Origin of the sequence: Haloferax marinisediminis, from assembly GCF_009674585.1 — an archaeon.
GTDB classification, from domain to species: Archaea; Halobacteriota; Halobacteria; order Halobacteriales; family Haloferacaceae; genus Haloferax; species Haloferax marinisediminis.
Map to the genome: position 1 here is coordinate 361,971 of NZ_WKJP01000001.1, position 21,228 is coordinate 383,198.

Sequence of the window (21,228 nt, forward strand, 5' to 3'; positions counted from 1 at the left end):
GGCGTCTCTTTTCGACACCGCTCAGCGACCGACACCTCACCACGTCGTCACGGTCGGACGCGCGGGACGAAGTGACCAGTCTCTCGACGAACACCGACCAGAAGGGCCACTGCTGCGACGAGCGGTAAGGCCGCACACGAGAGATAAATTGGTTCGAAGCCAACGGCGTCTATCAACGGAAGGGTGACGATGGGGCCGAATCCACCCCCGATGTCACCGAACACGTTGCTCGTCCCGACGGCACGGCCCATCTCGTCGTCGGGAACCAGGTCGCCCAGCAGTGCCATCAGTGGTCCGCTCGTCCCACCCTGCCCGACGCCGACGAACAGGCAGGCGAGGGCCAACGACAGATTCGAGTCCGCGACGGTCAGCAGGACGAATCCGAGCGACGTAGCGCCCAAGAAGAACAGCAACGTGGGGATGCGAGACTGTCGCCGGTCGCTCACAGAGCCACCGACGTACATCGAGACGCCCGCGGCGACGACGGTGAGACCCATGAAGATACCCGACGACCCCTGCGCGTCGAAGCCGAAGACGCTGAGGTCGTTCTGTCCGAGAAACAGCACCAGCGTGGCGAACAGCGCACCGATGTAGACGAAGAGGACGGCGAAGTTCACCAACCCGACCGTGAGCGCAGGCAGGTCAGTGTTGACGTCCCACGGCTTGGCCGACGTGTTCCGCTCTGCTTCGACGTGCGTCTCGGGGACCGACCAGTATGCGATGGCACTGGCGAGAAATGCGAAGACAGTCGCGACGCCGAACGCCGTCAGCGTCCCCGCGAGTTCACTCAGGACACCGCCGATGACCACGCCCGTCGGGAATCCGAAGAGGACGCCCCCTCTGATGAGACCCATGTTCGCCCCACGAGACCGGCCATCACTCACGTCGGCCGCGATGGTGTACGCCGTCGCGAAGACGAGGGCGCTTCCGACACCCCACAGCAAGCGCGCGAGCAAGAACCACGCCTCGGGGAGCGGTGCAACCATGGCGACGACGTAACCGAATGTCGCCACGCCTTGGACGAACATCCCGACGACGAACGGCGTTCGTGTCCCGATTCGGTCGACGAGGCTCCCTGCCGGTGCGTTCGCCAAGAGTCGGGAGAACCGATTCGCACTCAGGATGATTCCGACGAGGACGGGCGAGATACCGAGCACAGCGCCGAGATTGGGCAAAATCGGGAATATCACACCCCCGCCGAATCCGATGAAGAACGTACTGACGATGACCGCGCCGACGACGAGGTCACCGTCGTCCGCGGCAGCCCGGACGCGACTGGCGAGCCGGGCGACGAACCCGCCAGACGAATGCTGCGACCCTTTCACCGCCGCACCCCGAACGCGCTCCGGTGGACTCGGCTCATCTGGTTCGCTGTTGTACGAAATAGAGTAAAAGGCGTTCGAAGGGCACCCACGTGACACCCACTGGTGGAAGCACCGAACTTACAGAAACATCTCTAACTGCGAGTGCCGTCGCCCCACGTCGAAGTGCGGGTCCGGAACCGAGTGTTCGAGTCTGTCGAGGACGAGATGGACGTCGACGCCGTTTCGTTCGGCGTACTCGGCACACTCGACGATGGCCTCGCGGTTGAGCGCCAACGAGTCGAGGAATCCGACCATCAGAGCTGCGGCGGCGCCACCCTCGCTATCTGGGAGAATGTCAGCGAGTGGCCCCACCCCTCCTTCGGTCAACCGGCCATCACTCGGATGGACTCGGAGGCAGTCGACACACAGTCCAATCGTCAGCGACCCCTCGGGTGCGTACTCGTCGAGCGCTTCGGGGACGGCGAAGACGGCCTCGTCTCCCCCACAGTCAGGACACGACATACCCACCGCTACGCGGGAGTGTGTTGAAAATTGGTCGGTGGGCCGACCAAGAACGTATCGTCAGTCGAGAAGCGATTAGTTCGCGGCAGCGGCGGCAGCCTCTTCGGCGGCCTTCCGCTCTTCTTTCTCTTCTTCTTCCTTCTTCGCCTTGATCTTCTTCAGGCGGAAGATCTCTTCGCGCTCCTGTTCTTCGAGTTTCTGCTCGATGTACTCCTTGTTCTCGTAGAGTTCGGGCAGCAGTTTGAACTCGAGAGCGTTGACACGGCGCTTCGTCGTCTCGATCTCTTCGAGCATCTTCTTCATCGCCGTCTCGACCTCTGCGGCGAGGATGATAGATTCGAGAAGTTCCTCGTACGCGTCGGCGGCCTCGTCGATGCGGGCGGACGACCCAAGGAGGCCGTAGCCACGCTGGTCGAGGCTCTTCTTGACGCGCGACGACTCGATTTGCGGGACGACGACGCCCATGATGTTCTTCGACTGCGTCGTGATTTCGGGGTACTCTTTCAGCGCGGCGGCTGCTCCCCGAACCGCGACGTCACCTTCCATGGCGCGAGCCATGTTGATGGTGCGCTGGGCGCGGTCGTAGTCTGCGTTGAGGTTGGCCCGCACGTCCTGTGCCTGGTCGAGGATGTCCATGAACTCCATGATGAGGCCGTCACGCTTCTGTTCAAGCGTGTCGTGACCCCGCTCCGAAAGCTCGATGCGATCCTCGATCGCCATCAGGTTCTTGCGGGTTGGCTTGACGTCTTCGGCCATCTTTGGCGGGGATTGTTCGTCAGGGGTGTTAATCTTTTACTGTCTGGCCCGTCGGACCGGGTCAAATTCGTCTGTGTTGGGTGACAAGAGGCACGATTCGCCGCCCGAACTCACCACGCGTCCTGCATCTGTCCGCGCCGGCTAGCGTGGACCCACGTCGAAGAACCGCGAGACGAGTTTCCGCTCTGCTGCGCGAAGGTGCTGGTGGAACGTGGCGCGGGAGACGTCCATCGCCTCGGCGAGTTCGTTACCGGTGACGCCGTGCGGCCAGTCGAAAAACCCACCCAGATACGCGAGTTGGAGCGCGGTGTGTTGTCTGTCTGTGAGTTCCGCACCGACGCTGCTGGTGAACTCACGAGCGGTTCGTGGTGGAGACGAGCGCTCTCTGACGGCACGAAGTTCGACACCGCGCGCGGCCTGTTTCAGGTCGTCGAGCAGTGCTCGGCCGACAGTTCGGTCCGGGACAGACACCGTGAACCGACTGCCAGCACGGTCTGCTTCGAGGTCGGTCAGTCGGCCCCCGGCGTCTGCCACGAGGTGAGCGAGTGACCCGCCTTCCAAGACGACTTCGTAGAGGCCAACGTCGTCTCCGCGCGGGAGGCGCGCGATGCTGACGACACCATCTGCGTCGGCGTCTCCCTCCGCCAGTTGTGTCGGCGGTGTCGTCGAGACGAACAGACTGAGCGTGCCATCGTCGTGGAGAATGGACCCTTCGTACGCCAGTTCACACCCTGCCGCGGCGGCGAGGCCGACGAGTGGTTGTGTGGGGTCGCTCACCTCGATTTCGAGTTCGAGAACCCCCTGAGAGATGAGCGACCGTCTGCTCTCGAAGGCGTCGATGGCCGCGCCGACTGCCCGCCCGAGGGTTCCGAAGACGACGGTCACCTCTTCGTGCAGTTCGTCCACGTCGGTGTACACCGTCAACACGCCGTAGAGTGTCTCTCGGTGAATCAACGGCACCGCGATAGCCGAGCGAAACGGCACGTCCGCGCCGTCGTGTAACGGGCCGTCTGTGGCGACTGCAGACTGCACGGCCAACGTGTCCGCGGCCTGTGCGGTGACGTCGGTGAGAGTGTCGCGGTCGATTTCGAGTCCGTCGAGCGACTCCGTGTGTGTCCCCGCCCATTCGTTCGGGACGATGGCTGCGGGCGAGAGGTCACAGTTTCCAATCCACGCGCACTCGAACGAGTCGGTCGCAGCGACTCGCGTACACACGGCCGCTTCGAGTTCTTGGCGCGTCTCGGCCCGGACGAGGGCGCTCGTCACGTCTTCGAGGAGTCCCTCGATGAGGTCGACGAGCGTCTGGAGTCGCGCGCGCTCTTCGTCGACTCGTTCGGCGTACTGCTCTGCGGCCGCTTCGGCACGAACCCGTTCTGTGATGTCCGTCTGGAATCCGACGAAGTGTGTCACGTCGCCGTCCGGCCCGCTCAGTGGGGCGAGGTCGACCCGATTCCAGAACGTCTCGCCGTTCTCTCGGTAGTTCAGCAGTTCGACCGACGCCGACTCCTTCGCGTCGATGGCCTCGCGGAGTTCTGTGACGCGCTCCGGGTTCGTCTTCGGACCCTGCAAGTAACGACAGTTCCGTCCCAGCGCCATCGACTCCGAGTAGCCCGTCATCGACTCGAACGCCTCGTTGACGTAGACGAGTGGTCGGTCGGGAAGTGTGTAGTCTGCGATCGTGATTCCGACCGGTGCTTCGTCGATGGCCTGTTCTTTCAGGTCTTCGGTGATTCGACCTGCGGCCACCGTGCCGTGTCGATGCCATTCGATGGCGTTTTCGACCCGCTTGGGGAGTCGGTCGAAGAGGTTCGAATCGACCACTGGGACGACATCCGACGCGCCTGCATCGAGTGCTTGTGTCGCCGAGAGGTCGCCATCAGGAGGGACGACTGCGACGAGTGGACGTGTCGTCGCCGTGCGCACCGACGAGATGGTGTCGGTCCGGTCGGTCACGAGTACGAGGCAGTCGACCGACGCCGAATCGAGTCGGTCGAGCGCCGCATCGACTGACTGGACAACCGTGACCGAAAGCGGCGAGAGGACGTCTGTGAGGCGGTCGCGCTCCTCCTCACGGGCGACCAGTAGGACACGAGCAGCAGACGAAGATTCGCTCATGGGGGGTAGTCGCACCCGTCACGTAAGGAGGTTGGCGCGGAGTGACTCCTCGGCGGAGGTGGTGAACCGACACTGGAGGGTGGAACGAGCGGGAGGCTGTGAACCGACACCGGCGGGTGGAAACAACGAGAGGCAGCGCTGCCGCTCTCGCCGGAAAATAGAGAGAGAAATCGGGACCGAAACTGCGAACGAAAACCCGGATTAGGCTTCCGCTTCGACCGTCTCGGCGTCTTCCTGGTAGTACTTCTCGATGAGCTCTTCGTCGATACGGTTGAGCTCGGACTTCGGAAGCGTCGACAGAAGATCCCAGCCGATGTCGAGCGTCTCGTCGATAGAGCGGTTGGAGTCGAAGCCCTGGTTGACGAACTCGGCTTCGAAGCGCTCTGCGAAGTCGAGGTACTTGTTGTCACGCTCGGACAGCGCCTCGCGACCGACAATGTTCACGAGGTCACGAAGGTCCTCACCCTCTGCGTACGCCGCGTACATCTGGTCGGAGACGTCGGCGTGGTCCTCACGGGTGAGGCCCTCACCGATACCGTCGTCCATCAGGCGCGACAGGGACGGCAGCGGGTTGATTGGCGGGCGGATGCCCTGCGAGTTGAGGTCGCGGTCGATGTAGATCTGACCCTCGGTAATGTAGCCGGTAAGGTCCGGAATCGGGTGCGTGTCGTCGTCACCCGGCATCGTGAGGATGGGAATCTGGGTGACAGACCCTTCGCGTCCCTCGATACGACCTGCGCGCTCGTAGAGCTGCGCAAGGTCAGTGTACATGTAACCGGGGTAACCACGGCGACCGGGGACCTCTTCGCGAGCCGCACCGATTTCGCGGAGCGCCTCACAGTAGTTGGTCATGTCGGTCAGGATGACGAGGACGTGGTAGTCCTTGTCGAACGCGAGGTACTCTGCGGTGGTGAGGGCGAGACGCGGCGTGACCGTCCGCTCGACTGCGGGGTCGTCCGCGAGGTTCGTGAAGACGACGGAGCGCTCGAGTGCACCCGTGCGCTCGAAGTCTTCCATGAACTCGTTCGCCTCTTCCTGTGTGATACCCATCGCGCCGAAGACCACAGCGAACTCGGACTCTTCGTCGTCGCCTTCTTCCTCAGGCACAGTCGCCTGACGGGCAACCTGGAGTGCGAGGTTGTTGTGGGGAAGCCCCGATGCGGAGAAGATTGGAAGCTTCTGACCGCGAACGAGCGTGTTCATGCCGTCGATGGCAGACACACCCGTCTGGATGAACTCCTCGGGGTACTCGCGGGAGTAGGGGTTGATTGCTGCGCCGACGATGTCACGACGCTCGTCGGGGACGATTTCTGGGCCGCCGTCGATCGGCTGACCGGAACCGTCGAGCACGCGACCGAGGAGGTCCTCGGTCACGGGCATCTTGAGCGTCTCGCCGAGGAATCGGACGGACGCGTTCCTGTCGATACCGGTGGTGCCTTCGAACACCTGAATCGCGACGAGACCCTCACTCGATTCGAGGATCTGTCCGCGCTTGGTCTCGCCTTGAGGCGTCTCGATTTCGACGATTTCGTCGTACCCGATCGGCTCGTCAACCTCGGCGAACACCAGCGGGCCGCTGATTTCGGTGATAGTCTGGTATTCCTTCATGGTCTCAGTACAGCTCGCGGAGTTGCTCGGTAATCTCTGCTTTCAGGTCCTCGATATACACATCCCAGTCTTCCTGGACACCGATACGGTTCAGCTGCGGAGCCGCGTCGATGTCTTGGATGTCTTCGACGGGGACGCCGGCTTCGAGCGCATTGAACGCCTCGTCGTTGAACGTGTGGATAGCCGTGAGGATACCGTACGTCTTCTCTGGCTCACAGAACGTGTCCGTTGGGTGGAACGCGTTCTGCTGGAGGTACGCCTCGCGGAGGTAGCGAGCGACCTCGAGGGTCAGCTGCTGGTCCGCTGGCAGGGCGTCCTTCCCGACGAGCTGAACGATTTCGCGGAGTTCAGCTTCTTCGTCGAGGACGTCGACAGCCCACTGGCGCTCTTCTGGCCAGTCGTCGCGGACGTTCTCAACGAACCACGGGTCGAGCTGGTCCTGGTAGAGCGAGTAGGACTCGTTCCAGTTGATAGCCGGGAAGTGACGACGTTCGGCGAGGTCTGCGTCGAGTGCCCAGAACGTCTTCACGATACGCAGGGTGTTCTGCGTGACCGGCTCGGAGAAGTCGCCGCCCGGCGGCGACACTGCGCCGATGACGGAGACCGAACCCTCGTCACCGTTGATGGTGGTGAAGTACCCTGCGCGCTCGTAGAACTCGGAGAGACGCGCGGCGAGGTACGCGGGGTACCCCTCTTCACCGGGCATCTCCTCGAGACGCGAGGAGATTTCGCGCATTGCCTCTGCCCACCGGGAGGTGGAGTCGGCCATCAGCGCGACGTCGTATCCCATGTCGCGGTAGAACTCCGCGATGGTGATACCGGTGTAGATACAGGATTCACGGGCCGCCACAGGCATGTTGGACGTGTTCGCGATGAGGCACGTCCGGGCCATGAGCGGGTTGCCCGTCTTCGGGTCGTCGAGTTCCGGGAAGTCCTCGATAACCTCGGTCATCTCGTTACCGCGCTCACCACAGCCGACGTAGACGACGATGTCAGCGTCGGCCCACTTGGCGAGCTGGTGCTGCGTAACCGTCTTTCCGGACCCGAACGGACCCGGAATCGCGGCCGTCCCACCTTTCGCGATTGGGAACAGACCGTCGAGGATACGCTGGCCAGAGACGAGCGGTTCGCGTGGCGTCTTCTTCTCCGTCGAAGGACGCGCACGGCGGACCGGCCACTCCTGGTGCATCGTAACTTCTTCGCCGTTGTCGAGTTCGACGACCGTCTCGGTGACGGAGAACTCGCCTGCTTCGGCGGCGACGACTTCGCCACCTTCGAAGGACGGCGGGACCATGACCTTGTGTTCGATGGTCACGGTTTCGGGAACCGTACCTACGACGTCACCGGGGGCGACTTCGTCGCCTTCGGAGACGCTGGGTTCGAACTCCCACTTCTTTTCCATGTCGATACCGGGTGCGTCAACACCACGGTCGAGGAACGGCGAGCCCATCTTGGACTCGAGCACGTCCAGCGGGCGCTGGACACCGTCGTAGATGGCGTCCAGCATCCCGGGACCAAGGTCGACGGTCAGCGGTTCGCCCGTGTTCTCGACGGGTTCACCGGGACCGACGCCCGAAGTTTCCTCGTACACCTGAATGGTCGTGAGGTCGCCCTCAATTTCGATGACCTCGCCCATCAGACCTTCGTCGCCGACGTAGACGACGTCGTTCATGCGGGCGTCAAGGTCACGGGCGGTCACGACCGGACCACTCACGCTTGCGATGAGACCGTCCTCGCGAACGGAATCTTGTGTTGCCTGACTCATGTTTGGTTATTCGTCCATCAGATCGATACCGATTGCTCTCTTGATCTGGTCGCGGAGGCCGCTCGCGCCGCCAGTGCCGCCGAGCGTAACGAGCGTTGGCTCGATACTGCGCTCGACCGACTGGCGAGCGTTACGCGAGAGGTAGTCGAGGTCTTCTTGGTACATCACGATGATGCCCACGTCCTCGTCCTCGAGCGTTCGCATAACGGCCTCGTCGAGTTCTTCGTCCTTTGCTTCCTCGGGGACGTTCTCGAACTTGCGGACACCCGCAAGTCGGAATCCCGTCGTGAAGTCAGGACTGCCGATAACTGCAATTTCCTGGCTCATTGGATGACCAGCTCCGCTTCGATTTCGTCGGGGTCGAGCCCTGCCTCGCGGCCGCGGGCGATCGCCCGAATGTTGTCAACCTCGCGCTCCTTGGCGAGGATGTACGAGATGACTGGCGTGACCGATAGCGGGAACACGTAACCGAGTGTGTCCGCGTACTCCAAGAGCGCCGCATCGAGGGCGCGCTCGAAGCCGATGAGGCTGTCTGCCTCTTCGAGATCCGACAGTGCATTCGAGAGGCGGTCACCGTACCGACTGTCGCGAATCTTCGAGATCAGTTCGTCCGGGTTGGTCGCCAGCGACGCGAGTTCCGTCGCTCGGAACAGCGAGCCACCCTCGATGAAGTAATCAGTTGGGTCGAGGTCGGCGCCACTACGGGCGATACGGAGCGCGTTGCGGGCGTTCCGGAAGTCGATCTCTGCTTCGAGGAATTCGCGGTACTGTTTCGTCTCTTCGCTGACGACCAGCCCATCGAGCAGTTGCTCGTAGAAGGCACGGTCGACAGCGTTCTCTAACGGGACGAGGACGCCAACGTCTTCGTAGTCGTCGTAGGCGGCCTCAATCCCATCCGCGAAAATCGTCCCCGAGAGGAGGTCGACGACTTCCTCGATTTCGGCTGCTTCGAGCAGCCGCGAGAGGAATCGGTCGTCGAACTCGCCAGCCCGGATGAGGTCGGTTTCGACCTCGTCGCGTGGGCTCTCAGAGTAGATGCCGCGGATGATAGTTTTGACGTTCCATGCGTCGAACTTCCGGAGGTAGCGCGCGATGAGGTCGTAGAGGCGGCCGTCAGCCCAGTCGAGGATGTCGTTGAACTGGTTCGCCATGTTGGCGTTCAGTCCGTACTCGATGAGGTCGACGCCAGAGAAGCGGCTTCCCAGGGCGTTGATCTCCGTCTCGTACTCCGACTCCTCCATGAATCGGGCGATTTCGGCCGGTCCCATACGGACCAGCTTGCGGTACTCTTCGTCTCCGAACAAGGCACTGCGTCGCGCTCGCACGCGAGCGATGACGTATTCCGGATTCGAGCCGCCAGCAGCGCTCATTGGTCGTCGAATAGTCGCGCACTCACTTCCTTCAGGTTGTCCTCCCAGGTTGTGTCGAGGACCGAGTCGAAGGTGTTGTTCACCCGAACGCGCGAGTTCGTGCCTTCGACCACGACGCCACCGAGGCAGTCGCGCTCGCCGGCAACTTCGTAGCCGTCGTAGTCGGCAAGGATCTCTTCGAGCAGGTCGGCGTCATCCGCGCGACCGTAGACGTGGACTTCGTCCTCGTCTTCGAACTCGACCGAGGCAGCGTCGAGAAGCGTGCGCGTGAGTTCTTCACGACGCTCGCCTTCGAGCTCGACGAGTTCGTCCTCGACCTGAGAACGAACGCGCTGGAGAACGTCACGGCGTGCGCCGAGACGTGCCTGCTTCGCTTCGAGTTTCGCGCTGGAGAGCGCCTGTTCGCGCTCACGTTTGATCTGGTTCTCGACGGAGACCTCACGCTCTTCGACGAGCGCTTCGGCTTCCGTTTCGGCCTCGGAACGAATCTCGTCGGCTCGTTCTTCGCCGGCCTCTTTGATTTCCTCCGCACGTGCGCGGGCTTCGTCTCGGATGTCCTCAACGACGTTGTCCAAACTCATGATGGGAAAGGAAGGGGTGGTTTAGACCAGGAAGACGACGACCAGCGCGAGGATGACGAGGGTTTCGGGAAGAACCGTAAGGATCAGCCCGTTAACGAAAAGGTCCTCGTCCTCAGCGATGGCGCCCATCGCAGCGGCACCGATGCCACGCTCTGCGTATCCTGCGCCGAATGCGGCGAGACCGACCGCCAGGGCCGCGGCGGCGGAGGCGGTGATTGCGGGGCCAGAAGCTGCTTCACTCTGCAGTGCAGTCATGAGGGGTTCAATTGCTTCAATCATTGTGTGTTCCTAAGTACCGGATTGTCGTCTCCGAACGTTCGTATGTGTAGCAAGGCGTCTCATAAAGGTTCCCAAAACAATCGACGGAAATCGCGGGATTCGGGCGGTTATAGGGCGAGTTCAGACGGGTGCTGCCGCTGTCAGAACTGGTCGAAAGAAAATCACCGACGAAGACAGTTAGTCTTCGGTGGTGAACTGGCGTTCGTAGCCGAACGGTTCGTACTCGCGGCCACCGCCCTCGAAGAACTTGCCGAAGAACTCGACGTACTCGAGACGCACGGCCTGCAGACCGGCGCTCGTGACACCGAGTGCAAGGACGAGTGCGTGTCCGAGGAGGAGGACGACGAGCCCTCCGACCAGACCTGCTGCACCGGAGTGCATCAGGCCGGGGAACAGGATGACTGCTCCTTCGTAGTGTTCGAGTGCGTACTCCGGCCCGTAGTTGAGCAGGAAGTGGAACTCACCGTGGTGCTCGTACGCCCCGAAGAACAGCAGGTTGACTGCGAACGCCATTCCGGCCTTCGCCAGCAACACTGCGGCAAGACGAGTGTACGACAGCACGTTCGAGAGGACGTTGATGAACTCGACGACCTCGATCGGCTCGGCAATCGCGAGGAGCGCGAGGCCGACGAAGAACAGGCCAAGGCCAGCCCAGCCGACGATCTCCGGGAATCCGGAGAAGCCGAGCGGGACGACGCCTTCGCTGCTGAACGTCGTGAAGATGAAGTTCGGCGGGATGTCGCCGAGCGCAGGGCTGAAGATCCAGATCCACAGGCCGTTGAGCATCAGAATCCACGAACCGGCTTCGAGGACCGCTTCCTTCACACCGTGGAGGTCAGCGAGGTCGACGAAGTCGAAGATGTACCCGATGTTGAGGTGGATGATACCGATGACGACGCTCACAGTGAGCCAGCCGAGTGCCCACTCAGCGGTCGCCGGCGACAGACCCTTCTCGATGGGTGCGTGCTCGAGACCGACCACACCGACCCAGAAGTACTCGGTGATGAGGTGCAGCCCGAAGATTTCGCCATACAGGATGCCGAACAGCGTCGTAGACACACCGGCCGCGATGGTGACGCCACCCATGCTCTTGAGCGCGTTGCTGTCGAAGTTCGTGTAGAGGAAGTACCCGATTGCGGTGTACAGCAGTCCGTACCCGAAGTCACCGATCATGAACCCGAAGAACAACGGGAACGTCAGGAACAGGATGACGGTCGGGTCGAGTTCGAAGTAGCTCGGTCGGCTCACTGCCTGCACGAGCAGTTCGAACGGCTTGACCGCACCACCGTTGCTCTGGACCGTCGGCGGTTCGTCGTTGGCCATCGTGAGCGTGCCGCCGTCGGTCGCCGTAGCGGTGCCGCCGGTTTCGCGGACGTCTTCGGTCGCGTGGTCGTGACCGTCGTGGGTGAACGACGCACGTTCGAGTTCTTCGATGTCGACGTGCTCACCGACGATACTCTTCAGTTCACTGGCGAACTCGTTGTACTGTCCAGTCGGAATCCATCCCTCGGCGACGAAGGCGTTCTCCGTCGTCGCGAACGAGAGTGGTGCTTCGGTCTTCTGAACGTCGATTGCGAGACGCTCCTCGGCCGCGAGGAGGAACTCGCCTTCCTCGACCTTCAGGTCGTTGAGTTCAGACTCGACCGTGTCGAGCTTGGACTCGATTTCGCGTTTCTCCTGTTCGAGGTTGCGGACGTGGTCCTCGGGGCTTCCCTCGGCGTCCGGAATCTCGTACGTCGCGAAGTCGGACCCAACGAGTGCGTCCACGAGCGCCGTCTCCGAGGCGTCCTTCGTGGGACGTGCGAAGATGGCGTGGGTGCGCTGACCGGAGAATATCTCGTAGGTTCCGATGGTTGGCGCGTCGACGATGGCGCGCTCGACCGGTTCGAGTTTGCCTTCTCCGACGACGACCTGCAGGGAGTCGTACCCCGAAAGCAGTTCGAGGTCGATTCCGAGGTCGACGAACGGCTCCATCGCGTCGATTTCGTCGTCGAGCGCGTTCCGTTTGTTCTCCAGTTCGGAGCGGCGGTCGTCCAGTTCGTTGACCTTCGACCGAATCTCTTCGAGAGGCTCACCGAGCGCGTCGTCGGGGACGATGCGCTGGCGGCCGGCGTCGTTCTCGTCGACGCCGAGGATGCTCTTGAGCGAGCGAACGGTGACGAGTTTGTCGGAAGCGCTCTCCGCGCCTTCGATTGGGCTCCCCGTCTCGAATCCGAACTCCTCCTGCCACGAGCCGTCGTATTCGGTGACGTCCAGCAGTCGGAGGTCGTGGACAGCCTCGATGACCTCGGGCATGATGCCCTTGGAACCGGTCACCGAGACCTTGCTCATCTGCTCAGGTCTGAGCATCAACCGCCTCCTCGAACTTGCCGACGGCGAATTCGACCGCGTCGTCGATGCGGTCTTCCGCCTCGGCGATCAGTTCGTCACGGGCTTCCTCGCCCTCTTCGAGGATGCGTTCCCGTTCAGCCTCTATCTCTTTGCGTCCTTCCTGCAGACGCTCAGATTCGAGTTCGTTGGCCTGTTCTTCGGCCTCGGAGCGAATCTCGTCGGCCTCGCGGCGCGCCTCCGCGACGAGTTCCTCACGTTTGGCCTCGGCCTCTTCGACGATGTCGTCGGCCTCCTGCTCGGCCGTTTTGATTCGTTCGAGAACCTCTTGTCTCGGCATACTCGTATCACAGGAACGTTGCACAAGCGCTGTATAAGGTGTTTGCGGAAAGTTGTCGAGAGAATCTCCGTTTCAGACTCGATGGAACCGGATGAAACGACCAGAATGCGCGGCGAATCCGCACCGTTATCATCGGTGAGTCCTAATTCCGGCGCAATGGGAGTCCTCGAAAATAAAGCGCGGGCCCGCCTGTTCTACAAATACCTCTCGAAGGTGTACGACCAGGTCAACCCGTTCATCTGGAACGAGGAGATGCGCGACGAGGCGCTCGAAATGCTCGACATCCAACAGGACGACCGCGTCCTCGACGTTGGCTGTGGAACTGGGTTCGGGACCGAAGGACTGCTCCGCTACACGGACGACGTCCACGGTCTCGACCAGAGCATCCATCAGATGCAGAAGGCGTGGGAGAAGTTCGGTAAGAACGACGAGGTCCGGTTCTACCGCGGCGACGCCGAGCGCCTGCCGTTCGCCGACGATTCGTTCGACGTCATCTGGTCGTCTGGGTCTATCGAGTACTGGCCGAACCCCGTCGACGCGTTAGAAGAGTTCCGACGCGTGGTCAAACCCGGCAACAAAGTGCTCGTCGTCGGTCCCGACTACCCGAAGACTGGCGTCTTCCAGAAACTCGCGGACGCGATTATGCTGTTTTACGACGAGGAAGAAGCCGACCGGATGTTCGAGGACGCAGGCTTCGTCGACATCGAACACCACATCCTCCAGCGACAACCCGGAAGCCCGCGGGCGATTGTGACCATCGCACGCGCACCTGAGGACGAATAACGACGCACGAACCGCGCTCAGCACCGATACACCGGCACTACAGTTACCGGCGCTCACAGTTTCTCACGACGCCACAGTTCGGAGCACGGCGACTAGTGTCTCTCCGTCGTACACGCTGACGACGACCCGCGCGCCCGGCGAAATCGCCGGCCGATTCGTCCCCGCGAGTTCGACACTCGCAGTCTCACCGACTGTCCACCGTGCATCCGCAGCGATGTTGAACGGCCCAGTCGGGCCGGGTTGGAATCCGCGCGCCGAGAAGAACGGAACTGGCGGTTGAAACGCCAGTTCGTCTCCATCGACCGTGATTCGAATTCGAAGTGAGCGAACATCCAGCGGCGCACCCTCCTCGTGAGTCAGTGCGACCGTCTCGTCGGCGACATCGACCGACAGGACCGTGGGGCGAAGCGGGGTCGGTTGCGACGCTGCAGCGTCGAGCGCGGCGACACCGACCACGCCGGCGAGGACGACGAGCAGGCCCACGAAGAGAACACTCCCGACGAGCGGGGTCGACCCACGCGTGGCGTGCTGGAACTGACGAGACATCGAGACGGGGTGGCCCCGTCATCGGATAAGAAGGTTCGGCGCGCGGAGGGGTGTTACTGTGCCGCGGTCGTCGTCTCGGTCGGCGGCGTCGATTGGCTGTTGGTCGTCGTGGAGTTCGACGGTGCGGACGTGTTCGTCGACAGCTCGGGTGTCGGCGTTGGCGACGTCGTGAGGACGACTGCCGCGTTTCCTCTGATGACTGTGATGGTGTACGGACTCGACGGTGAGACGGTCCAAATCGCCCCGTCGGGGCCAGTCCGGCCGAGTAACGTACTCTCCTGACTCGCTTCGACACCGATGGTGACGTTCGCGTCGATTGGGTCGTCGCTCGCGGACTCGTTGAGTTGGATACGGAGTGGACCGCCGGGGTAGGTTCTGTAGACCGTGAGGTTGAGGCCGTCTTTGACTTCGGTCGCGGGGGTGCCGCGAGAGACCGAGTCGAGTGGGCGAATCTGTGCCTCTTTGAACACGTTCTCGCTCCCGCTGTCGACGTACGCGAACAGTTGCCCTCTGTCGTGGTTGATTCGGACGAGGTAACTGTTCCCCGCGCCGACGACGTCCGCACCGTTCTGCGTCGCGCGACTCTCCCAGACTTCGGGGTAACTTCCGGCGACAGTGTCCAGTGCCACAGTCGGTGAGAGGCCGCTCTCGTCTCGGTTGCGGAGGTCTCCACGGTAGACCTCTCGAATGTACGAATCGTCAGTGACGGTGCTGAGAACAACCCCGTCCTGACTCGTTCTGACGGAGAACCGCGTCGGGTCTGCGTTCCCCGAGAGGACGTCGGTCGCGTGGGCGCGGACCGGGCCAGTGAACGTGTCGAGTTCGCGTTCGAGTGCCGCTAACCGCCCGGGGTCCACAGAGAAGTCGGGAGTCTCTGTGGCGAGTTCCCGCAGGGCGATACGTCGGTCGTCGAGGTCGCGGGCCTCGGCATCGATGCGAGCGAGTTCGACGAGGAGTTCTCGGGAAGACAGTTCGTCGGCGTTGTACTGGGTGATTGCTGACTGCTGCGCGCTCTGGAGGGCGATTGCCCGTTGTTCGACGCGGTTCAACTCACCGAGTATCAGTTGACTGCGGAGGCTCACGTCGTCGCCGACCGACTCGATTCGTTGGATGGACGCGTACTTCTGAATCTGGCCGCCGGCCCTGAGGGCGGCGAAGTCGAGCGATGGACCGAGGTCGATGTTCTCGGACTCGACTGTCGATTGGACGAGTGAGTCCTCCGTGATATCGAGGACACGGATGGTCTCGTTTGCCGGTGGTTGGGTCTGGGCGAACGCCGCCCCATCGAGAGCTGTCGCTTGGTTCGCAACACCACCGGAGTCGGCCGCAGCGAGAACCGGTGACACCACCAAGAGTACGACGACGAAGAGCGGGAGGGCCTTCATCGCCATATGGGTACACGATGCCGGTACTAAAATGGCCCTCTTGTGACTGATTCTCACGTTCGCAGACAGCAACTGAGGGAGTTGGGTCGATGGAAAGCGTTTTCATCGCCCGACGAAACGATTTCACGTATGCGGAGCGCCGTCCTCATCGTTGCCCTCCTCACTATCGTCGCCGGCGTCGTGGCACCGGTCGCGGCGGAGACCCCGTCCGTGGCCGACACGACCGGCACCGAGACGACGGCATCTTTCGACGACTCGCACGTCGTCGCTCAACAGTCGGCGCTCGAACGCTCACCACAGACGGATATTTTCATCGAACTCCACGGTGACCAGTCGGCGTCGTGGCGCATCGAGATGCGGTACGAACTCGAAACTGAAAACGAGACGGCGGCGTTCGAAGAGTTCGCACGGGAGTACGAAGCAGGAACCTCGAACGTTGGCCTCGACGCCGCCCTCTTCGAACGCGTGAGCGACACGGCCGAATCCCAGACGGGGCGGTCGATGACCATCGAGAACGCCACTTCGACGGCGTTCATCCAAAACGAGACGGGAGTCGTCGTACTGACGTTCACGTGGACGAACTTCCTCGAACAGACCGACAACGGTCTCCGACTCGGCGACGCCTTCTCGGCGGGGGCCGACCAGACGTGGCTCACGTCGCTTCGAGCGAATCAGAACCTCACCATCCAGACACCGCCGGGGTACGCGGTCAGTAGTACGAGTCTTCCGCTCGAAGACAACGCCATCGTCATCGAAGGACCGCGGTCCTTCGAATCGACCGAAGAGTTGACCGTCAGTTACGTCTCGACCGGTGGGCCGCCAGCCCAGATTCCGTGGGAAACGCTCATCGGCGGCCTCGTCGCCGCCGTGGCGCTCGCTGGTGCAGTGGCCGTGTACGTCCGCCGGCAGCAAGGCGACGAACGCGAGCCACCGACTGGCAGCGACTTCACGTCCGGGGCGGACACGGCACACGAGTCAGACCAAGGGCCGATGACGGAACCGTCCGAAGCGGTTGTGGGCCCCACCGAGTCTCCCGACGAGGATGTCGACGTCGACCTCCTCTCGGACGAAGAACGCGTCGAACTGCTCTTAGAGCAGAACGGCGGCCGGATGAAACAGGCGAACATCGTCAAAGAGACCGGGTGGTCCGACGCAAAAGTGTCGCAACTCCTCTCCGCGATGGCAGACAACGGCCGCGTCGAGAAACTTCGTCTCGGCCGGGAGAATCTCATCTCGCTTCCGGACGAGGACGACGAAGACGACGAAGACGGCGCGTGACCGACACCTGACCGACGCGTGAAATAACCCCCGACGAAGCCGGGTCGGAAACGTTTATTCGCCCCCATTCAATAGCAAACGTTGATGAAAGTTCTCGTAACCGTCAAAGAAGTAGCCGAGGTGGAGGAGGACTTCCAGCTCGATGGCCTCCACGTCGCAGAACAGTATCTAGACTACGACCTCAACGAGTGGGACGAGTACGCGGTCGAAGAGGCCGTCCAAATCGCCGAGGAGAACGACGACGTGGAAGTCGTCAGCGTGACCATCGGCCCCGAGCGCGCAGAAGAGACGATTCGGATGGCGCTCGCGAAGGGCGTCGACCGTGCCGTCCGCGTGTGGGACGACGCGCTCGAAGACGTCGACCTTCTCGACGTGAGTGCGAAGGCGAAACTCCTCGCTGCCGTCGTCGAAGAAGAAGACCCTGACCTCGTCCTCACGGGCGTGCAGGCGAACGACGACAGTTTCGGTGCGACCGGCGTCTCGCTCGCGTCCGCAATCGACTTCGAGTGGGCCGCAGTCGTCAACGCCCTCGACCTCGACGTCGATGGCGGCGTCGCCAACGTCCGACGTGAACTCGAAGGTGGCGTCGAAGAACTCACTGAAGTCGACCTGCCCGCCGTCCTCACTATCCAGACGGGTATCAACGAACCCCGCTACGCGAGTCTGCGCGGGATTCGACAGGCCCAGTCGAAGGAAATCAAGCCGATGGCGCTTTCGGACCTCGGTCTCGACGGGTCGGTCGTCGAATCGGACCTCGTCCTCACTAGTGTGTACGAACCGGAGACGGAGTCCGACGCAGTCTACTTCGAGGGTGACGCCGGAGACCAAGCCGCCGAACTTGCTGCTGTTCTCCGTGAGAAGGGGGTGGGCGCCCAATGAGCGACGTTCTCGCAATCACCGAACACCGCCGCGGCGAACTCCGCGACGTGTCGTCCGAACTCGTCACCGCGGGCCGCGAGCTCGTCGGTGAGACCGGCGGAAGCCTGCACCTCGCAGTCATCGGCGGCGACGTCGACGCGTTCGCCGACGAACTCGCGCTCGACGGCGTGGACACCATCCACACCGTCGCCGAGGGCGACGAGTTCAACCACGACGTGTACGTGCAGGCCGTTGCAGCCCTCTACGAAGAACTCGACCCCACGTACGTCCTCATGGGCAACACGGTCAACGGCCTCGACTACGCGCCCGCTGTCGCCGACGTGCTCGACATCCCGCTCGTGACCGACGCCATCGGCCTCGAGAACGACGGCGGCCTCGTCGTCACCCGCGAGATGTACGCCTCGAAGGTCGAATCCACCGTGGAAGTCGACGCTGACCACGCCGCAGTCACCATCCGCCCCTCCGAGTGGGAACCCACCGAAGCGGCAGGGTCGCCCACTGTCGAAGCGTTCGACTTCGAACTCGACGAGTCTCGCGTGCGCTCGCGCGTCACTGGCTTCGAGGAAGTCGGCGGCGGCGACGTGGACATCTCCGACGCGGACATTCTCGTCTCCGTCGGCCGCGGTATCGAAGAAGAAGAGAACCTCGAACTCGTCCAGAACCTCGCCGACGCGCTCGGTGCGACGCTCTCGTCGTCGCGCCCCATCGTCGACAACGGCTGGCTCCCGAAGGACCGACAGGTCGGCCAGTCCGGGAAAGTCGTCACGCCGAAGGTCTACCTCGCCATCGGTATCTCCGGCGCCGTCCAGCACGTCGCTGGCATGAAGGGTGCCGAGACCATCATCGCGGTCAACACTGACCCCGACGCGCCGATCTTCGACATCGCCGACTACGGTGTCGTTGGCGACCTCTTCGACGTGGTTCCGGAACTCATCGAGCAGTTCAGCTAATCTGTCGAAGCGGTTACTCTGTCCACGTTTTTTGGTCCACCCTGAGACGCGTCGCGTCTCACGAGCCTTCGTTCGCTCTCGCTCACGAAGACAGATTTTTGCGAGGTGAGCTGTAGCGAACCTCGGAAAAAGTGGTCGCACGTGGTTCCGGAACTCATCGTGCCGTTCAGAAGCAACCACAACGACTGACTCGTGCCCTGTATTCAGCACGGTCGCCTCGACCTGTCATCGGTCGATAGCTTCGATGGATTTGGTGAACAGATACCGTCGCCAGTCTACGGTCAGAATTCGACGGACACTGGGTCTTGGTCGCGTAGTTTCGTCAAATCCGGTACGTACTTCCCTACCCAACCCTACGAACCGACAATGGAATACCTGGAGCGCCGGGTCACGATGGTAAACGACCGCCTCGAGGAGGTCGTCTCGGCAGTCGAACCATCGGAACTCGCCGACCAACTCGACCACGTCGCTCTGGCGGGAGGCAAGCGTGTCCGCCCCGCCGTGACCATCCTCGCCTGTGAGGCCGTCGGAGGTTCCCCCGAAGACGCCGTAGACTTCGCCGTCGGCGTCGAACTCGTCCACAACGCCTCACTCGTCATCGACGACATCATCGACCGGTCCGACATCCGCCGCGGGACGCCGAGTGCGTGGGCAGAGTACGGCTACGGCCCAGCGATTATCGCATCTGACGGCCTGCTCGGGGAGGCGTTCGCCCTCCTCTCGTCGAGCGACCGCGCGACTCGCATCGTCGCCGAATCCATGGTCGAACTCGGCGAAGGAGAGGCGACCGAACTCGTCGCCATCCCGTCGAACGAGACAGAGTACATGGAACTCGCTCGCCGAAAGACGGGCGCACTGTTCCGCGCTGCGGCCGAACTCGGTGCCGTCGCCGCCGGCGGTGACGCGCAGGTGGTCGAAGCGTTCGGTGACTACGCAGAGCGCGTTGGCGTCGCCTTCCAAATTCGCGACGACGTACTCGACGCGACGGCCGACGCGGAGGAGTTGGGCAAACCCACCGGCCAAGACGCCGAGATGGGTCGCCCATCGCTCGTCCAAGTGACCGACCTCACTCCCGAGGATGCGAATGCACGTGCCAAAAAGCAAGCAGACGACGCGCTCAGCGCACTCGACTCGTCTGGCGTCGGTGACTCCGAATCGCTGGAGTACCTCCGTGACTTAGCGCGGTTCGTCGTCGTCCGCGAGAGTTAAGCAGAACTGTTAGGCGGGTTGTTCGCCATCCGCCGCCGTCGGGTATCGTGATTCTGCCACCGCGAAGGTGAGCGTACTCAGCACGCCGAGGAGCGTGCCGACCGTGAGCGCGACGGCGAGGCCGGTGAGGTAGATTTTCTGGACACCGGGGATTCCCGCCGGGAGGAAAAAGCCCGAGAGCGCGTAGAGTACGATGGCGATTGCGGCCACGTAGAACGGCGCGTTGAGGTAGCGCCACTTGAATCGGTCGTGGAGGTACTCGTCGGTCACCTGTCCGAGACTGCTCGTGATACCGGCGGCGGCGAACCACTCGACTGCGCCGTGGACGAGTGCCGCGAGGACGAGTCCTGCTGCTGGGTTGCCACCGACGCTCTCCGAGACAGTCCGGACGAGTTCGATACCGCGGACGCCGCCGACGACGAGGAGTGCCGCTGCGGCGACGTAGGTGATGATGGTGACGCGGCCAGCGTAGAGCACGTTCCGAGCACGGTTCGCCGCTTCGTCGACTGCGGTTTCGAGTCCGAGGCCGCGGAACAGGGTGTAGAGCCCGAGGAGTGCCGAGATGAGACCTAACACGACGGCACCGGGCACGTCGAAGAAACTCGCGATGGTGACGAAGGGGTAGATGAGAAGCAGGATGCCGAGAGGGACGAGAATCGTCCCGCGAGTCTCGGGGTCGGCGAGCACCTGCTTCATCGTGTAGTACATCGATTCGAGGTTCTGCGCCTGTCTGACGACGACACGGCGGACACCGTCGATAGGAACTCGCGAGCGGATGACCGGGAGCACCGACTCGTCCTGTGCGCCGTCAGAGATGACGATGGCGTGGATGGACTCGCCCGTGGAGATACTGGCGAGGACGGTGTCTATCTCCTCACCGATGGCCCGGTTCGCCTTCACGTCGCTTCCGTCGACACCGGTGACGGCCGCGACTTCGACCTCTTCGTCTTCCTCTTCGAGGAGTTGGTCGTAGACCTGAATCCCCTGAAACAAGACGTTCACGTCAGAGTCCTCTGGGTCGGCGGTAGCGAGTGCTACTGCAGCATCCTCGACGTTCTGCCGGCCGACGACGGGCGTTGCGAGTCCCGTCTTCCGTCCGAGGTCGTCGTCGAGGTCGACACAGAGGACCAAGAGCATCGTTGGTTCCTATGCCGGGGGGATATATCTGCTTTCGGGGGCGTGGTCGCCGAGTCGTCGTCCATCAATCAGTACGGGCCGAGGCGAGCGAAC

The 21,228-nt window shown here is 62.5% G+C and carries 20 protein-coding genes; 5 read left to right on the forward strand and 15 right to left on the reverse strand.

The window, feature by feature from the left end:
- Positions 1-47: 47 nt before the first annotated feature.
- From GJR98_RS01935 to ahaH, 12 genes are all read right to left on the reverse strand, one after another.
- Complete coding sequence (locus GJR98_RS01935) at positions 48-1,226, reverse strand: MFS transporter (RefSeq protein ID WP_225316407.1); 1,179 nt, start codon at positions 1,224-1,226, stop codon at positions 48-50.
- 216 nt (positions 1,227-1,442) lie between these two features.
- Positions 1,443-1,826 (reverse strand): DUF6276 family protein, encoded by a 384-nt coding sequence (locus tag GJR98_RS01940; RefSeq protein ID WP_151134923.1) that lies wholly within the window; start codon positions 1,824-1,826, stop codon positions 1,443-1,445.
- Between the two features lie 75 nt (positions 1,827-1,901).
- On the reverse strand, positions 1,902-2,582 hold the full coding sequence (locus GJR98_RS01945; protein WP_151134925.1) for a V-type ATP synthase subunit D: 681 nt from the start codon (positions 2,580-2,582) through the stop codon (positions 1,902-1,904).
- A 141-nt stretch (positions 2,583-2,723) separates the two neighbouring features.
- The gene (locus GJR98_RS01950) at positions 2,724-4,697 is read right to left on the reverse strand and encodes a bacterio-opsin activator domain-containing protein (RefSeq protein ID WP_151134927.1); all 1,974 of its coding nucleotides are present in this window, start codon (positions 4,695-4,697) and stop codon (positions 2,724-2,726) included.
- A gap of 201 nt (positions 4,698-4,898) precedes the next feature.
- Positions 4,899-6,305 carry an ATP synthase subunit B gene (locus tag GJR98_RS01955; RefSeq protein ID WP_151134929.1) on the reverse strand — a complete coding sequence of 469 codons (1,407 nt, stop codon included), beginning with the start codon at positions 6,303-6,305 and terminating at the stop codon, positions 4,899-4,901.
- A gap of 4 nt (positions 6,306-6,309) precedes the next feature.
- Entirely contained in the window at positions 6,310-8,070 is a 1,761-nt protein-coding gene (locus GJR98_RS01960; RefSeq protein ID WP_151134931.1) for an ATP synthase subunit A, read from the reverse strand.
- A 6-nt stretch (positions 8,071-8,076) separates the two neighbouring features.
- A complete protein-coding gene (locus GJR98_RS01965) occupies positions 8,077-8,397 on the reverse strand; it encodes a V-type ATP synthase subunit F (RefSeq protein WP_151134933.1) in 321 nt (106 codons plus the stop codon).
- Positions 8,394-9,440, reverse strand: a complete 1,047-nt coding sequence (locus GJR98_RS01970) for a V-type ATP synthase subunit C (protein WP_151134935.1) — start codon at positions 9,438-9,440, stop codon at positions 8,394-8,396. Before GJR98_RS01970 ends, GJR98_RS01965 begins: the two co-directional genes overlap by 4 nt.
- Positions 9,437-10,021, reverse strand: coding sequence for a V-type ATP synthase subunit E (locus GJR98_RS01975; RefSeq protein WP_151134937.1), 585 nt, complete (start codon positions 10,019-10,021; stop codon positions 9,437-9,439). Before GJR98_RS01975 ends, GJR98_RS01970 begins: the two co-directional genes overlap by 4 nt.
- 21 nt (positions 10,022-10,042) lie before the next feature.
- Positions 10,043-10,300 (reverse strand): F0F1 ATP synthase subunit C, encoded by a 258-nt coding sequence (locus tag GJR98_RS01980; RefSeq protein WP_151134939.1) that lies wholly within the window; start codon positions 10,298-10,300, stop codon positions 10,043-10,045.
- Between the two features lie 177 nt (positions 10,301-10,477).
- Positions 10,478-12,649: a V-type ATP synthase subunit I gene (locus tag GJR98_RS01985; protein ID WP_151134941.1), complete on the reverse strand. Its 2,172-nt coding sequence runs from the start codon at positions 12,647-12,649 to the stop codon at positions 10,478-10,480.
- Entirely contained in the window at positions 12,636-12,968 is a 333-nt protein-coding gene (ahaH, locus tag GJR98_RS01990) for an ATP synthase archaeal subunit H (RefSeq protein ID WP_151134943.1), read from the reverse strand. The genes GJR98_RS01985 and ahaH overlap by 14 nt, the downstream gene beginning before the upstream one ends.
- Positions 12,969-13,124: 156 nt before the next feature.
- Between ahaH and GJR98_RS01995 the strand changes: the two genes are divergently transcribed.
- Positions 13,125-13,751 carry a methyltransferase domain-containing protein gene (locus GJR98_RS01995; protein WP_151134945.1) on the forward strand — a complete coding sequence of 209 codons (627 nt, stop codon included), beginning with the start codon at positions 13,125-13,127 and terminating at the stop codon, positions 13,749-13,751.
- 63 nt (positions 13,752-13,814) lie between these two features.
- Here GJR98_RS01995 and GJR98_RS02000 read toward each other — a convergent pair whose 3' ends face one another.
- Complete coding sequence (locus tag GJR98_RS02000) at positions 13,815-14,297, reverse strand: type IV pilin (RefSeq protein ID WP_151134947.1); 483 nt, start codon at positions 14,295-14,297, stop codon at positions 13,815-13,817.
- A 53-nt stretch (positions 14,298-14,350) separates the two neighbouring features.
- On the reverse strand, positions 14,351-15,682 hold the full coding sequence (locus tag GJR98_RS02005; protein ID WP_151139365.1) for a DUF7094 domain-containing protein: 1,332 nt from the start codon (positions 15,680-15,682) through the stop codon (positions 14,351-14,353).
- A gap of 129 nt (positions 15,683-15,811) precedes the next feature.
- Here GJR98_RS02005 and GJR98_RS02010 point away from each other — a divergent pair, with 129 nt between their 5' ends.
- From GJR98_RS02010 to GJR98_RS02025, 4 genes are all read left to right on the forward strand, one after another.
- Positions 15,812-16,960 (forward strand): helix-turn-helix transcriptional regulator, encoded by a 1,149-nt coding sequence (locus tag GJR98_RS02010; protein ID WP_151134949.1) that lies wholly within the window; start codon positions 15,812-15,814, stop codon positions 16,958-16,960.
- An 84-nt stretch (positions 16,961-17,044) separates the two neighbouring features.
- Positions 17,045-17,839, forward strand: coding sequence for an electron transfer flavoprotein subunit beta/FixA family protein (locus GJR98_RS02015; RefSeq protein WP_151134951.1), 795 nt, complete (start codon positions 17,045-17,047; stop codon positions 17,837-17,839).
- Positions 17,836-18,789: an electron transfer flavoprotein subunit alpha/FixB family protein gene (locus tag GJR98_RS02020; protein WP_151134953.1), complete on the forward strand. Its 954-nt coding sequence runs from the start codon at positions 17,836-17,838 to the stop codon at positions 18,787-18,789. Before GJR98_RS02015 ends, GJR98_RS02020 begins: the two co-directional genes overlap by 4 nt.
- Before the next feature lie 366 nt (positions 18,790-19,155).
- Positions 19,156-19,998 (forward strand): polyprenyl synthetase family protein, encoded by an 843-nt coding sequence (locus tag GJR98_RS02025; protein ID WP_151134955.1) that lies wholly within the window; start codon positions 19,156-19,158, stop codon positions 19,996-19,998.
- A gap of 9 nt (positions 19,999-20,007) precedes the next feature.
- Here GJR98_RS02025 and GJR98_RS02030 read toward each other — a convergent pair whose 3' ends face one another.
- Entirely contained in the window at positions 20,008-21,135 is a 1,128-nt protein-coding gene (locus GJR98_RS02030) for a DUF373 family protein (protein WP_151134957.1), read from the reverse strand.
- Positions 21,136-21,228 lie beyond the last annotated feature (93 nt).

What these genes read in the sequence shown, in the direction of transcription:
- GJR98_RS02000 (WP_151134947.1), bottom strand. Translation starts at nt 14,297, where the DNA reads ATGTCTCGTCAGTTCCAGCACGCCACGCGTGGGTCGACCCCGCTCGTC.
- GJR98_RS01970 (WP_151134935.1), bottom strand. Translation starts at nt 9,440, where the DNA reads ATGAGCGCTGCTGGCGGCTCGAATCCGGAATACGTCATCGCTCGCGTG.
- GJR98_RS01950 (WP_151134927.1), bottom strand. Translation starts at nt 4,697, where the DNA reads ATGAGCGAATCTTCGTCTGCTGCTCGTGTCCTACTGGTCGCCCGTGAG.
- GJR98_RS01945 (WP_151134925.1), bottom strand. Translation starts at nt 2,582, where the DNA reads ATGGCCGAAGACGTCAAGCCAACCCGCAAGAACCTGATGGCGATCGAG.
- GJR98_RS02030 (WP_151134957.1), bottom strand. Translation starts at nt 21,135, where the DNA reads ATGCTCTTGGTCCTCTGTGTCGACCTCGACGACGACCTCGGACGGAAG.
- GJR98_RS01975 (WP_151134937.1), bottom strand. Translation starts at nt 10,021, where the DNA reads ATGAGTTTGGACAACGTCGTTGAGGACATCCGAGACGAAGCCCGCGCA.
- GJR98_RS02020 (WP_151134953.1), top strand. Translation starts at nt 17,836, where the DNA reads ATGAGCGACGTTCTCGCAATCACCGAACACCGCCGCGGCGAACTCCGC.
- GJR98_RS01960 (WP_151134931.1), bottom strand. Translation starts at nt 8,070, where the DNA reads ATGAGTCAGGCAACACAAGATTCCGTTCGCGAGGACGGTCTCATCGCA.
- GJR98_RS02025 (WP_151134955.1), top strand. Translation starts at nt 19,156, where the DNA reads ATGGAATACCTGGAGCGCCGGGTCACGATGGTAAACGACCGCCTCGAG.
- GJR98_RS02015 (WP_151134951.1), top strand. Translation starts at nt 17,045, where the DNA reads ATGAAAGTTCTCGTAACCGTCAAAGAAGTAGCCGAGGTGGAGGAGGAC.
- GJR98_RS01955 (WP_151134929.1), bottom strand. Translation starts at nt 6,305, where the DNA reads ATGAAGGAATACCAGACTATCACCGAAATCAGCGGCCCGCTGGTGTTC.
- ahaH (WP_151134943.1), bottom strand. Translation starts at nt 12,968, where the DNA reads ATGCCGAGACAAGAGGTTCTCGAACGAATCAAAACGGCCGAGCAGGAG.
- GJR98_RS01985 (WP_151134941.1), bottom strand. Translation starts at nt 12,649, where the DNA reads ATGCTCAGACCTGAGCAGATGAGCAAGGTCTCGGTGACCGGTTCCAAG.
- GJR98_RS01940 (WP_151134923.1), bottom strand. Translation starts at nt 1,826, where the DNA reads ATGTCGTGTCCTGACTGTGGGGGAGACGAGGCCGTCTTCGCCGTCCCC.
- GJR98_RS02010 (WP_151134949.1), top strand. Translation starts at nt 15,812, where the DNA reads ATGCGGAGCGCCGTCCTCATCGTTGCCCTCCTCACTATCGTCGCCGGC.
- GJR98_RS01980 (WP_151134939.1), bottom strand. Translation starts at nt 10,300, where the DNA reads ATGATTGAAGCAATTGAACCCCTCATGACTGCACTGCAGAGTGAAGCA.
- GJR98_RS02005 (WP_151139365.1), bottom strand. Translation starts at nt 15,682, where the DNA reads ATGAAGGCCCTCCCGCTCTTCGTCGTCGTACTCTTGGTGGTGTCACCG.
- GJR98_RS01965 (WP_151134933.1), bottom strand. Translation starts at nt 8,397, where the DNA reads ATGAGCCAGGAAATTGCAGTTATCGGCAGTCCTGACTTCACGACGGGA.
- GJR98_RS01995 (WP_151134945.1), top strand. Translation starts at nt 13,125, where the DNA reads ATGGGAGTCCTCGAAAATAAAGCGCGGGCCCGCCTGTTCTACAAATAC.